15 protein-coding genes are annotated in these 11,766 nt (G+C 55.3%); 11 read left to right on the top strand and 4 right to left on the bottom strand.

The window, feature by feature from the left end:
* Positions 1-21: 21 nt before the first annotated feature.
* Complete coding sequence (locus tag XYCOK13_RS10465; RefSeq protein ID WP_213412097.1) at positions 22-303, bottom strand: hypothetical protein; 282 nt, start codon at positions 301-303, stop codon at positions 22-24.
* Between the two features lie 100 nt (positions 304-403).
* Here XYCOK13_RS10465 and XYCOK13_RS10460 point away from each other — a divergent pair, with 100 nt between their 5' ends.
* Both XYCOK13_RS10460 and XYCOK13_RS10455 read left to right on the top strand, forming a co-directional pair.
* Positions 404-955, top strand: coding sequence for a DUF4760 domain-containing protein (locus tag XYCOK13_RS10460; RefSeq protein WP_213412096.1), 552 nt, complete (start codon positions 404-406; stop codon positions 953-955).
* Positions 956-1,082: 127 nt separating this feature from the next.
* A complete protein-coding gene (locus tag XYCOK13_RS10455; RefSeq protein ID WP_213412095.1) occupies positions 1,083-1,394 on the top strand; it encodes a hypothetical protein in 312 nt (103 codons plus the stop codon).
* A 250-nt stretch (positions 1,395-1,644) separates the two neighbouring features.
* Here XYCOK13_RS10455 and ytxJ read toward each other — a convergent pair whose 3' ends face one another.
* Complete coding sequence (gene ytxJ, locus XYCOK13_RS10450) at positions 1,645-1,998, bottom strand: bacillithiol system redox-active protein YtxJ (RefSeq protein WP_213412094.1); 354 nt, start codon at positions 1,996-1,998, stop codon at positions 1,645-1,647.
* Positions 1,999-2,108: 110 nt separating this feature from the next.
* On the opposite strand from ytxJ, the gene kapB reads away from it, so the two are divergent.
* From kapB to XYCOK13_RS10435, 3 genes are read left to right on the top strand one after another with little or no spacing between them, the layout of a single operon-like run.
* The gene (gene kapB / locus XYCOK13_RS10445) at positions 2,109-2,537 is read left to right on the top strand and encodes a sporulation phosphorelay system protein KapB (protein ID WP_213412093.1); all 429 of its coding nucleotides are present in this window, start codon (positions 2,109-2,111) and stop codon (positions 2,535-2,537) included.
* Between the two features lie 48 nt (positions 2,538-2,585).
* A complete protein-coding gene (locus XYCOK13_RS10440) occupies positions 2,586-3,719 on the top strand; it encodes a conserved virulence factor C family protein (protein WP_213412092.1) in 1,134 nt (377 codons plus the stop codon).
* A 9-nt stretch (positions 3,720-3,728) separates the two neighbouring features.
* Positions 3,729-4,175: a GNAT family N-acetyltransferase gene (locus XYCOK13_RS10435; protein ID WP_213412091.1), complete on the top strand. Its 447-nt coding sequence runs from the start codon at positions 3,729-3,731 to the stop codon at positions 4,173-4,175.
* 5 nt (positions 4,176-4,180) lie between these two features.
* Here the strand turns inward: XYCOK13_RS10435 and XYCOK13_RS10430 are convergent, their stop codons facing one another.
* Positions 4,181-5,815, bottom strand: a complete 1,635-nt coding sequence (locus XYCOK13_RS10430) for an ATP-binding protein (RefSeq protein WP_213412090.1) — start codon at positions 5,813-5,815, stop codon at positions 4,181-4,183.
* A 140-nt stretch (positions 5,816-5,955) separates the two neighbouring features.
* Here XYCOK13_RS10430 and XYCOK13_RS10425 point away from each other — a divergent pair, with 140 nt between their 5' ends.
* Positions 5,956-6,189 (top strand): DUF3892 domain-containing protein, encoded by a 234-nt coding sequence (locus XYCOK13_RS10425; protein WP_213412089.1) that lies wholly within the window; start codon positions 5,956-5,958, stop codon positions 6,187-6,189.
* Here the strand turns inward: XYCOK13_RS10425 and XYCOK13_RS10420 are convergent.
* Positions 6,186-6,956, bottom strand: a complete 771-nt coding sequence (locus XYCOK13_RS10420; protein ID WP_213412088.1) for an MBL fold metallo-hydrolase — start codon at positions 6,954-6,956, stop codon at positions 6,186-6,188. The two genes, XYCOK13_RS10425 and XYCOK13_RS10420, sit on opposite strands and share 4 nt — an antisense overlap.
* Before the next feature lie 257 nt (positions 6,957-7,213).
* Between XYCOK13_RS10420 and XYCOK13_RS10415 the strand changes: the two genes are divergently transcribed.
* The 5 genes from XYCOK13_RS10415 to XYCOK13_RS10395 all read left to right on the top strand — a co-directional run bounded on the left by XYCOK13_RS10415 (position 7,214) and on the right by XYCOK13_RS10395 (position 11,764).
* A complete protein-coding gene (locus XYCOK13_RS10415; protein ID WP_213412087.1) occupies positions 7,214-7,897 on the top strand; it encodes an alpha/beta hydrolase in 684 nt (227 codons plus the stop codon).
* A gap of 68 nt (positions 7,898-7,965) precedes the next feature.
* Positions 7,966-8,607: a YdcF family protein gene (locus XYCOK13_RS10410; RefSeq protein ID WP_213412086.1), complete on the top strand. Its 642-nt coding sequence runs from the start codon at positions 7,966-7,968 to the stop codon at positions 8,605-8,607.
* 18 nt (positions 8,608-8,625) lie between these two features.
* The gene (locus XYCOK13_RS10405) at positions 8,626-9,327 is read left to right on the top strand and encodes a 2-phosphosulfolactate phosphatase (protein WP_213412085.1); all 702 of its coding nucleotides are present in this window, start codon (positions 8,626-8,628) and stop codon (positions 9,325-9,327) included.
* Positions 9,328-9,420: 93 nt separating this feature from the next.
* On the top strand, positions 9,421-10,626 hold the full coding sequence (gene fabV, locus XYCOK13_RS10400) for an enoyl-ACP reductase FabV (RefSeq protein ID WP_213412084.1): 1,206 nt from the start codon (positions 9,421-9,423) through the stop codon (positions 10,624-10,626).
* Positions 10,627-10,801: 175 nt separating this feature from the next.
* On the top strand, positions 10,802-11,764 hold the full coding sequence (locus XYCOK13_RS10395) for an AAA family ATPase (protein ID WP_213412083.1): 963 nt from the start codon (positions 10,802-10,804) through the stop codon (positions 11,762-11,764).
* Positions 11,765-11,766: the final 2 nt, after the last annotated feature.

Here is an 11,766-nt window from a genome sequence, read left to right as displayed (position 1 = left end):
GAGTGCGATGTCAGGCCCCCCTCACTCTTCGAGCCGCTGATCCTGCCAGCTTCTTTCCTGCGCGCTTGTCGAATTTTTCTGTGCGTCTTCCTGTTTTTCACCTCGCATCGTTTTTTTCAGATATTCCCCAATATAGACGACTCGCACCTTCCAATCTCCTTCGAGAGCGGCCCGCTTTAGCGATTCCTTGCTGGCATTACTCTCTATCGTCCGTGCGTTCCCGAAAGTGTCCGATCCCCGGTTATCCCGCCGCCTGAAGCTGTTGCCCTTCCCGAGCGTTGCCTCCCGAAATCTTCCTTTCATTCAGACGGCTATCTGTTGACACTCTGCTGGTTGCAAGACATACTGAATAGTAAGTATCAGAATAGTGACGGACAAGTCTTTGCAAAATGAGGGATGGACTTTGAAGTACGGATGGAATTGGGCGGCAGCTTTGCTGACAGCCGGATCTGCGGCAGGGTGGGTCTGGTTTGGCCTGCGTTGGCCGCCGGACAGCCGCGAATCGGCCTTTCAATATATGTATGGCATTAGTCTGACTCTGCTCGCGCTTGGGGTCATCTGGACATGTGCCGAGCTGAAGCGACGCCGGTATGTGAGAATGCTGACCGCATGGCAGCAGGCGCAGCACGACCCTGAACACATTCGCCTGCAGCAGCGGCTTCTCCGCTCTGAAGGAGAGGCGGCTCTCGATGCGGAGGCAGCCAGCCTCGTATGCTCCTTCTACGAAGGGTGGGCGGCGCAATGGCAGGAGGGCGTATTGCCGCTGCGCGCCTTCTCCGGTTCGACGGCTTGGACGATGGCCAGGCTGTATCGCGTCCTGAGGCCTTATATTCGGCAAGTCAGGAACGAACGCAATCCGCAGTATGCCCTTCATTTCGAACGGCTTGTTCGTCGGCTGCGCAGAAAGTACAAGTTGCGCACCGGCTCCAGTCGGAAGTCGCATAAAGGAAGATAAGGGGCAGGAAACTTGTCCCCTGGCTGCCACGTTTATTCCTTCTCTGCTATCGGGTTAGTTACCCAAGCGAATGGACATTGCCCTACATAGTATGTGGCAAATGCGACGGAAGGAGTGTAGGGCAATCGTGCAACCGATTCACCCGATTTGCGAGGATACGCTGCGCGATTATATCGGCAAGCCGATTTGCGCAGTCTTGCATGATGGCAGTTACTTCTACGGCACAGTCAGCGCGATCCGGGATGGCAAATTGTATTTTGGTTCCGGCATCCCGGGGGATGGGACGGTCTCCACGCGCCGTTCAGCCGCCAAACGCCAATTGGCTGCAAAGCGCAGAAAAAAAGCGGCTCCCGTTCTAAAGCTTCGGTGTCCGCTTTCTTCCCCGGTTATGGCTATCCGGGCTTTGGGTATGGGGCATTTGCGCTGGATTTGGCTTTGATTGCACTGCTGTTCGCGATTCCTTTTCTAGGATTCCCTTTTTTCTGGTAAAAGGTCGTGCACCTGCTGTCGGGAATTTGATCTGGCACCCTGCATTGGAGAGCTGCATCCCCTATATGCGGCTCTCCGAACGGCATGCGCAGGGCAGGCTCCGGTTCGCAGCGGGCGGCGCAGCCCCGCGAAAGTCCAATGCGGCGTCGGCATGATTGCCGGCCTTATCGCTCCTATTCCAATCTCGCGTTCCCTTGTACCTACCCGTTCTTCACTGCCGAGTCAATGCTTTCGTAGGTGATGGCATTATGCGAGGCATGCCAGCTTGCTGCTCCATTCCTCACATAGAACAATTGCGGCGATTCATGCCGAACGCCGAGATCGTCGGCAATTTGATTGGAAACCGGCCGCGATTCGATCACCTTGACCAGAACCGCCTCAGGCTCCGAAGCCGATCCCTTTAGATCGTTCACATACGCTTCGAATTCCTCCTTCGCTGCTGCGCTGATCGGGCATACTGTGCTGTGTTTAAAAACGAGCAGCGGCTTCGAATCCGTGGCTGCGAGCTCCCGTTGCCAGTCTTCGATGCTTGTCAATTCCCGGTATTGCGCCATGGTCCCGCCTCCTTTCCCTGTCATTTTACTTTTTCTTCATTTTGCATTACCTTTAATGAATAAGCAAGTGTATGACATGCTTTCGACTGTACCTATAAGGAGGAAGACGGATGGAGCGAGAGCAAGGACACAAGTCGTCACAAGCGGCGAATGAGACGCTGCAGCCGGGCGATCCCGTAGTAGCGGAATACAAGACAGGCGTATACATAGGAGAGCTGGTGGAGCTCATTCCCGGCAAAGCCAAGGTGCGGGTGCTGGCCGTGGTCAAGCATCCGGAGCAGGGGAATCTGCATGTCGGCCACCGGACCGACGTCTCGATGTTTCATCAGCGGCGCGCGCTTGCTTTCCGTGAGGTGGCGAATATGCCTTTGGCGTCTGTCCGGCGTTATACCAGCGAGATCCCGGATTACTATCCATCCCTGCAAGGGGCGATTCGGCGGGAAATCGAGGAGCTGGAGGAGCGGGCGAAATGGGCGCGCCAATCGGTAGAATCGCTGCGCGAGCTGCAGGGCGAGTATGATCGACAATATGCGAGGTAGAAGCGGTGCACGACTAGACGAAATCTTCATAAGGAGGATGGGACACAGATGAACATCGTTTCGATCGAGCCGACCCCCAGTCCGAATACGATGAAGCTGAACATGGACGAACGGGTGAGTGTCGGCAAGACTTACACAACGGAGAATGCGCGTTCGGCCCCTCCCTATATTCGGAGCATGCTGGAAATCGAGGGTATCAAGAGCATCTTCCATACCGCTGACTTTATCGCGCTGGATCGCGTCCCGGGCATGGACTGGAAGCCGATTCTCACTCAGGTGCGTGAAGTGTTCGGACAGCGTTCGGCCGAACGAGAACCTACGCCGGACACGGCCGACGGCTTCGGTGAAGTACGGGTATTCGTACAGACGTTCCGCCGTATCCCGATGCAGATTCGCGTTCGCACGGAGCAGGAAGAGGTGAGAGAAGGACTGCCCGCTCGATTTACCGAGAAGGCGATGGAAGCAGGGCTGGCCTCGCCCAATCTGATCAAGGAGCGCAAGCTGGAGGATTGGGGAATCCGCTATGGCGATCCGCGGGATATTGCTGAACAGGTGCTCCAGGAGCTGGACGCGGCGTATGACGACGAACGCTTGAACGCAATGGTGCGCCGGGCGCAGCAGGCGCAGGAGGAGACGGGCGTCGAGCTGGATGTGCAGGGAAGCTTGGACGACGAGGAAGTGCTGAGGCTGCTGGAAGCGGATGACTGGCGCAAGCGCTATGCCGCATTGGAACGCTGGGAGCCGTCCGCTGCAGGCTTGGCCGTGATCGAAAAGGCGCTGGACGACAAGCATATGTCTGTGCGCCGCTTGGCTGTCGTGCACATAGGCGAACTGGAAGCGGACGCAGCTCTGCCTTTGCTGTTCCGCGCACTGAAGGACGATTCGCCGGCAGTCCGCCGTACCGCAGGAGATACGATTTCGGATTTGGGCGACAAGCGAGCGATGGAGCCGATGATCGAAGCGCTGAAGGATGCCAACAAGCTGGTCCGTTGGCGAGCGGCCCGCTTCTTGTATGAAGCTGGCGATGAGCGTGCGGTTCCGGCGCTGAAGCAGGCGGTGGATGACCCGGAATTCGAGGTCAGCCTTCAGGCGGCTTGGGCGCTTGAGCGCATCGAGGGCGGCGAGGAAGCGGTCGGTACTGTCTGGCAGCAGATGACGCGCGAGCGGCATGGGAACGGATAGGTGAAGCCGATGCTGGATGTACAAGTCGTCCGCACGGAAGAGCAGCTCGCTCATTGCCTCAGCGTGCGCAGGAAGGTGTTCGTGGAGGAGCAAGGGGTGCCCGAACAGCTGGAGACCGACGAGCTGGACAACCTGTCAAGCGGGGCTAGGCATGTGCTGGCTGTCCATGGAGACCAGCCGGTCGGAACAGGACGCTGGAAGCGCTATGCAGCCGATGCCGCCAAATTGCAGCGCATTGCCGTGCTTCCCGACTGGCGCGGGCATGGCTTCGGTCTTGCGATCCTGCATGCGCTGGAGGCCTCGGCTTTAGCGGAAGGCTGCGACCGGGCCATACTGGATGCCCAGGTGCACGCGAGAAGATTTTACGAACAAGCCGGATATGCGGCCGAATCCGAGGACATCTTCGATGACGCGGGCATTCCGCACATCCGCATGGAAAAACGCCTGATCGGTTGATCCGATCAGGCGTTTACTTGTTCTTCCGTGTCGGATAGCAGCAAGGCTTCGGCGGATTCGGCGTGAATGGGCAATTTCACACGAAACGTGGTTCCTTTTCCCAGCTCGCTGAACACCTCCATCGAGCCTTTATGATCCAGCACAATCCGGTGACAAATCGACAGGCCGAGGCCGGTTCCTTGATCCTTCGTCGTATAGAAGGGGAGAAAAATCTCGTCCAGCTTGTCTTCGGGAATGCCCTTGCCTTCGTCTGTAATATCGATAATGGCTTGGCCATGTTCCACCATATTGCAGATGGTCACCTTGCCGCCGGGCTCCATTGCTTCAAATGCATTTTTGACAATATTGATCAGCACCTGGATGAGCTTGTCCTGATCCATCCAGACCGGAAGCGGCTTCGGATAAGGCAGATACTCGAGTTGAAAGCCGAGACGGATCGCTTCTGCTTCCACCAAGGCTTTTACTCGCTGCAGGCAATGCTGCAGCGGCTCGACTTCGTACATCGTTGTTTGATTGCGGGACAGCTGCAGGAATTCGCCTGTCAAGTCGCTCATTCGTGTAATCTCATCCAGAATCAGCTCGTACCACGGCTCGATGTTGTAATGGTTTGTTTTCGATATTTGCAGAAAGCCCTTGATCGTTGTAAGCGGATTCCGAATTTCGTGCGCCATGCCGGAGGCCAATTCGCCCACGACGCGCAGCTGTTCGGAACGAAGCATATGCTCTTCCCGCTTGAGCCACAGCTTGCGCTTCATCATGAACATGTCTTCTTCGGCAATTTGGATGAGCTCATCCTTCGACCTCCCGTTTTCCGGATACAGCGCTTTGCCGTAAGTAATTTGGATGCCTGTCATCTCCGGCAGCCGCTTCTCCAGAAATTGCTCCAGACGCTGCAGTATTTCCTCTTCGTCGATGCGATGCAGCACGAGAGCGAATTCGTCTCCGCCGCATCGCGCGAGCAAGTAAGCGTCGGGGAAGGATCGTTTCATCAGCTCGGCGACTTTTTTCAATAATCGATTGCCCTCCAGAAAGCCCATCTCGCTGTTCATCGATTTCAAGTCTGCACAGTCGATCAGCACAAGTGCCAGATGGTTTTCCAACTGAATGAGCGTATGCAAGCGCTTGTGAAATTCCTGAAAGTTCAACAATCCGGTAAGCGGGTCCTGGCTTACCAGTCTCAAGTTGGCATCGATCAGCTGCTTGTTGCGGGAATGGACATCGAGATAGTGATAGGTCAGGAAGTAGGCAGCAACGAAGCAAAGTCCGCATATAGCCGTCTTGACAGGCGAGACGTTAGCGAATGAATGCGCAATCCATTGCAGGAGCAGAAACGACATGCCGTAGCTTGCGAACACCCACTTAGCCTTGAACGGTTTTTTCAGCTCATGTGCGTGGAGAAAGGCCAGCATCAAAAACAAGATAAGCAGCCAATCTGTCTTCGCCGTATAGGCGAAAGCAAGAAGTGAAGCGAATCTTGCGCCGCTGACGATCGGCTTTCCGGGCAGTGCGGAAGTCAGCATCAGGATGCCCGAGGCAGTCAGCATCCAAGTCAAGGAGCTGACGTCATATTCGATTATGACATATAACGTAATAAGCAGAACTAGTAATGGAGCGGTAATACGGACTAACACTATCGTCACTCTCCATCCTCGTCTATGAAATCCGCTGCACATCGGAACGCGTGTTGGCGGGATTTCCAATCGATATAATGTTTTCCTTCTGTACATACTAAGAACGAACCAGGTTTGGAACTTTTCGTTGATAAAGGAGGAGACAGCGCATGGATGCGAATAAAGAAAGCTTTGTAGCTGTGCAGAAGAACGGGGAAGGAGATATCACCGCATTCCAGACTTCAGCCGGGCGTGTGCTGAATTACGAGCAAGCCTTGCAAGAAGTGCAGAATGGAAATATCATCGGTGTCAATTCCTTCAAGGGAAGAGACGGAGAGATGTACATCCGCGGCGATGCGGACGGAGATCCAAGCAACAATCTGGATCAACTGCCTACCTTCTAATCGGACAGGGCGCGAATGCGTCCTGTCTTTTCAATGTGGTAGATTGCGCGTTGGCGGATAAAGGACATACTGCCGATGCGGTCCCTGTAATCTTCCATATTGTCGCCGTAATGCATCAGCATAATCTTTTCTTGTACATAGGCAGGCAGGGACAACAGCTCGTCCAATGTCGCATGAACGGTGGGCCTGCCTTCCAACTGGCAATCGTGCAGAACAGTTCCGCACCCCTTCTCTTCGATCATGGAAATAATGAGCTCCGCATTGAATTTGACATCCGCACTGTAAAAGAAATTCCCGTTCAATAACAAGGAATAGCTGTCTTTATTCGGAATATGGTCAGTTTTTAGAATCTCTACGGCAATGCCGGGCAGCAGCTCCTGCTCTTCGCCTTCATAAAGCGGCACCACATCGAAGTAGCCGGATAAATCTTGCCCGAATTGCGAATCCTCCAGACCGGCCTTTAGAGAATGCTCCCATAGCGGGTCAATTAATGGTTTCGGTACGAATAATCTTAACTTGCGGCCGCCCGAAAATTTGGTCACGAACGCTGCCTCTTCCAAGCCCCCGATGTGATCCGCATGCAGATGCGTGACGAGAATGCCATCCAATTGCTGAAAGGCTCTGCCGGCTTCATGCAGGGCCATTGGAGCGGTAATGCCGCAATCGATGAGCAGGGAGCGGTCCTGGCACATCAGCAAAGCATTGTTGTTATAGTATTTTTTGGCAAAGGCACTGCCTGTCCCGATCATCTGCAACCGAAATTCCATATTGTCCTCCCGTTAGCCTATGAGTTCATCTCTAATCTAATTTAGCATTTTTTTCATAAAAACAAAAGAGGATCGGCCAAACGGGCAGGAAAATTGTTGGAGCGCGAAGAAAGTTTGGAGTGCTGGTTCAATGTAGACAGATGGCCGAGTTCTCGTGACTGTCCCTTTTTTTTGCATGAACGATGACGTTTGCATGCAAGCATTCGTGTGAATAGCTGGAATGTGAGAGGTCAAAGGGGCAGGAGGTGGAACGATCGATGACGACAAGCAAGAGCTGTCTGTTGCTGCACGGCTTTACAGGCGGACCCGAGGAGGTCGAGCCGCTGGCCGTCTACCTCCGGTCGCTGGGCTGGCACACCGAACAGCCAGTGCTTCCCGGACATGACGGTCCGCTGTGCAAGTTGGAGGGCGTTCGATATGAAGCGTGGCTGCAGGCCGCCTACGAAGCAGCAGTCAGAATGCGCAGCAGCAGTGAAACCTTCGTTGTTGCAGGTTTTTCTATGGGCGGCATGCTTGCGGCCTACACGGCGGCAAGAGTGCCAGTCGACAAGCTGGTGCTGCTGAACGCCGCTCTCATCTATGTTAGCCCGATGCGGTTTATTCGCGCTTTGACGGGAAAGCTGCTGCATAAGCGCGAGGAGATGGCGCCGTTCGGGAAGATGGGCCAGGTGCCGCTGTCCGCTGTCCGCGAATTTATGCGGCTTGTGCGCTACTGCAAGCCAATGCTTGGCGAAGTGCGCGCCCCGGCTTTGATCATTCAGGGCGAGCAAGATCCGATTGTACATCCGTTAAGCGCCCGCTATTTGGCAAGAAAACTGCCCGGCGCAGTAGGACTGGAGCGCTTTCCGCGGTCCAGACATATGATTTGCTGGGATGTCGAGGCGTCGGAAGTCATGGAGAAAGTGGGCGTATTTCTGGAAGAGGGCGGCTGCCGCTGCTAGAGAAGCAGCATGCAAGGCAGCTGCTTGAACGACCGGTACTTAAGAGGGTTTGCATCATGGGAGGAACTATGGGGAAAAGGAAGAGGCGCCGTATCGTGGCGGTATGGGGCACATGGATCAGATCGATCGGCCTGGTTACTGTGCTTGGCATCCTTTGGGTGCTGTATGTCCAGATTGTGCTGGCAACGCCGGACAACGCGGATGCCGACGATACGGCGGATGTGGCAGTGGTGCTCGGCGCCGCACTGTGGGAGGGCAGGCCGAGCCCTGCGCTTGTCGAGCGGCTGGAGCGAGCGATTGACTTGTATAGAAACGGGCAAACCGCGCATATCATTGTAAGCGGAGGCTATGATTATGAGGGCGCCCCATATACGGAAGCCGAGGGCATGCGCCTTTATTTGCTGGAGCGCGGGGTCGCCGAGGAAGCGATTGTGCTGGAGCAGGAAGCGACCAATACGTATGAGAATGTCAGCTTCAGCCTGGCGCTGATGGAACAGCGGGGATGGACCTCCGCCTTTATTGTTACCCATTCCTATCACGGGCCGCGTGCGCTGGATATGGCGCAATATGCCGGCTACGAGCAGGCAGCGCTTGCGGTAACGCCGTCCAGAGTCATGAATATGACGTATCATCGGGCCAGGGAAACGCTGGCATATACGAAATGGCAGGTCGACAAGCTGGGAATGGAGCTGGATCGGGTGCTGCAGTAACAAGAAAGGAGTTCCTGGGTGAATATACGAATTTTGCACGGCAAGCAAGGCGCGGCGGAAGCGGCGGGGCTTGCTGTGGTCATTGATGTGTTTCGCGCTTTTTCTACGGCATGCTACGCCTATGCGGGCGGCTGCAAGGCCATCTACCCGACCGGATCGATAGCGGAGGCGTACAGGCGCCAAGAGGAGCTGCCTGGCGCCCTGCTTGTCGGCGAGCGAGGAGGCGTAATGGTGGAGGGCTTTGACTTCGGCAACTCGCCATCGCTGATTGCTGCAGCTGATGTGCGCGGCCGCAGCATTGTGCACACAACGAGCGCAGGCACACAAGGATTGATTGGCGCCGCGCAAGCGGAAGAGGTGATCACGGGAGCGTTCGTGAACGCTGCTGCGATCGCACGCTATATCCGGCAGTCTGCCGCGCGCGAAGTTTCCCTGATTGCTATGGGACTTGGCGGCACAGAGCCGGCTGATGAGGATACGCTGTGCGCGGAATACTTGCGCGATCTTCTCTTGAACCGTCCTGTGGATTTCGCGGAAATTCGGCGTTATCTTGCCGAGGACAGCACAACTGGACGATTCCTCGATTTGGTCGGCGAGGCATCTGCGCCTAAGGAGGATTTCGACTATTGCCTGGATCTGGACCGCTTTGCATTCGTGCTTCGCGCCGAATGGGAAGACGGACGGCTTGTTCTGCGCCAAATCCCGGTTTCAGCGGGGTAAACGGATTGCGGGCATAACGGAGAATGCGTCTTCGCAAGCTGGGCAGATTGTGCTATGATAGGAAAAGTTACTAGTGGAAAGGACTCGATAGTCATGATTATTCAACCCAAAATTCGCGGTTTTATATGCACAACTGCACACCCGGAGGGCTGCGCCCGACATGTGCAGGAGCAAATTGAATATGTGAAATCCCGCCCGAAGCAAGCGGCAGGTCCGAAGAAGGTGCTTGTCATCGGCGCTTCAACCGGTTATGGGCTCGCTTCCCGCATTGCGGCGACCTTCGGCTCCGGCGCGGCCACGATCGGCGTATTCTTCGAGAAGCCTGCATCGGGATCGCGCACAGCCTCTGCCGGCTGGTACAATACGGCTGCGTTCGAGCAGGCGGCACAAGCGGAAGGCTACTATGCAACCAGCCTGAATGGCGATGCCTTCTCGGATGAGCTGAAGCAGCAGACGATCGCCCGCATCCGCGAGGATTTGGGCCAGGTAGATCTCGTCGTGTACAGCCTGGCTTCCCCTCGCCGCACCCATCCGCGCACCGGCGAGACATTCACCTCGGTCATTAAGCCGATTGGCGCCGCTTATACGAATAAGACGGTTGATGTTCACAGCGGCAAAGTGTCGGAAATTACGGTCGAACCGGCTACCGAAGAGGAAGTTCGCCACACGGTGGCGATCATGGGCGGCGAAGACTGGATCATGTGGATGGACGCGCTGCAGGAGGCCGGTGTGCTGGCCGAGGGCGTTCAGACTGTGGCCTACTCCTATATCGGCCCTTCCGTTACGCATGCGATTTACCGCGAGGGTACCATTGGACGCGCCAAGGATGATCTGGAAAAGTCGGCTCACGAGCTGAATGGCAAGCTGAGCGAGTTGAGCGGCAAGGCCTATGTGTCCGTGAACAAGGCACTGGTAACCCAGTCCAGTGCGGCGATTCCGATTGTGCCCTTGTACATTTCCCTGCTGTACAAAGTGATGAAGGAAAAGAACTTGCATGAGGGCTGCATCGAGCAGATGGTTCGGTTGTTTGAAGAACGGCTGTATACGAACGGCGCAGTGCCGGTGGACGAGAAGGGACGCATTCGCGTTGACGATTTGGAGATGCGCGAGGATGTCCAGCAAGCGGTAGCCGATCTCTGGGGCCAGGTCACGACAGACAACCTGGAGAGCATTTCCGACATTGCCGGCTACCGCAGCGAGTTCTTGCGCCTGTTCGGCTTTGGACTTGCAGGCATCGATTATGAAGCAGAAACAGAAGCGGATGTGGCTGTACCAACGCTATCGCAAGAGAGCAAATAAGACAAGCGGGCTTATTCTCCAATCGATGAGAATAGGCCTTTTTTTCACATGGATCTCCATCTTGTTCCGGCAGCAGCCCGTTGTCGAAAAATTGCGAGGAGGTCCAACTTTCCGGTTCACTTCCAACTGGGCATGCGCGTATACTAGAACACCTGCATAAAAAAGAGGTGAGTTCATGAGCGATCAACTGCTGCAAACCGAGCGCAGGACCATTACCCGCAAGACACGGCAGATCAATGTCGTGCTTCGCAATGCCGAAGCGGTGGTTAAGCCTGCCGAAGCTCCGGAGCCCCCGCTGCAAGGCCGTCATATCGATGCTGACGGACCGTTCAAGGAGTTGTTTCGCGAATTGGACCAAATGATCGGACTGGATCATGTGAAGGAGCTGGTATACGAAATTTACGCCCTGCTCCAGATCAAGAAGTATCGGGAGCAGGCCGGGCTACATACCGGCTCGCACGTCTATCATATGGTATTTCGAGGCAACCCCGGCACAGGCAAAACGACTGTTGCGCGCATCGTCGCCAAGCTGTTTCAGTCGATGGGCATGCTGAGCAAAGGGCATCTCATCGAGGCCGAAAGGGCTGATCTGGTAGGCGAATATATCGGCCATACGGCTTTGAAGACAAGAGAGCTTGTAAAAAAAGCGATGGGTGGTATCCTATTCATTGACGAAGCCTACAGCTTGGCGCGCGGCGGCGAAAAGGACTTCGGCAAAGAATGCATCGATGCGCTCGTCAAGGCGATGGAAGATCACAAGAATGATTTTATTTTGATCTTGGCGGGTTACACCGATGAAATGGAGCAGTTTCTCATGACGAATCCGGGACTGCCGTCGCGCTTTCCGATCCAGATTGACTTCCCGGATTATACTGTGGATCAGCTGATTCGCATTGCCGAACAAATGCTGAAGGAGCGGCAGTATCATATGCTGCCTCAGGCGCTGATGAAGATGAAGGAGCATCTGATGCAGGAGAAGCAGGCGTTCGGGCAAGTGTTCAGCAACGCCAGATACGTACGGAACCAAATCGAGCGCGCCATGCGCTTTCAGGCGGTGCGCCTGATGAAGGCCCATCCGGCTGTGCCGACCAAACAGGAATTGATGAGTATCCTGCCAGAGGATCTGAGATTTGACTAGAA

Origin of the sequence: Xylanibacillus composti (assembly GCF_018403685.1) — a bacterium.
Taxonomy (GTDB): Bacteria; Bacillota; Bacilli; order Paenibacillales; family K13; genus Xylanibacillus; species Xylanibacillus composti.
Note: the sequence above shows the minus strand (reverse complement) of the source record. Positions and strands in the feature narration are given on the sequence as shown.

Coding starts and splice junctions, on each gene's coding strand:
- XYCOK13_RS10410 (WP_213412086.1), top strand. CDS start 7,966: ATGGGGAAAAGGAAGAGGCGCCGTATCGTGGCGGTATGGGGCACATGG.
- XYCOK13_RS10435 (WP_213412091.1), top strand. CDS start 3,729: ATGCTGGATGTACAAGTCGTCCGCACGGAAGAGCAGCTCGCTCATTGC.
- XYCOK13_RS10420 (WP_213412088.1), bottom strand. CDS start 6,956: ATGGAATTTCGGTTGCAGATGATCGGGACAGGCAGTGCCTTTGCCAAA.
- XYCOK13_RS10440 (WP_213412092.1), top strand. CDS start 2,586: ATGAACATCGTTTCGATCGAGCCGACCCCCAGTCCGAATACGATGAAG.
- ytxJ (WP_213412094.1), bottom strand. CDS start 1,998: ATGGCGCAATACCGGGAATTGACAAGCATCGAAGACTGGCAACGGGAG.
- XYCOK13_RS10465 (WP_213412097.1), bottom strand. CDS start 303: ATGAAAGGAAGATTTCGGGAGGCAACGCTCGGGAAGGGCAACAGCTTC.
- XYCOK13_RS10425 (WP_213412089.1), top strand. CDS start 5,956: ATGGATGCGAATAAAGAAAGCTTTGTAGCTGTGCAGAAGAACGGGGAA.
- XYCOK13_RS10415 (WP_213412087.1), top strand. CDS start 7,214: ATGACGACAAGCAAGAGCTGTCTGTTGCTGCACGGCTTTACAGGCGGA.
- fabV (WP_213412084.1), top strand. CDS start 9,421: ATGATTATTCAACCCAAAATTCGCGGTTTTATATGCACAACTGCACAC.
- kapB (WP_213412093.1), top strand. CDS start 2,109: ATGGAGCGAGAGCAAGGACACAAGTCGTCACAAGCGGCGAATGAGACG.
- XYCOK13_RS10395 (WP_213412083.1), top strand. CDS start 10,802: ATGAGCGATCAACTGCTGCAAACCGAGCGCAGGACCATTACCCGCAAG.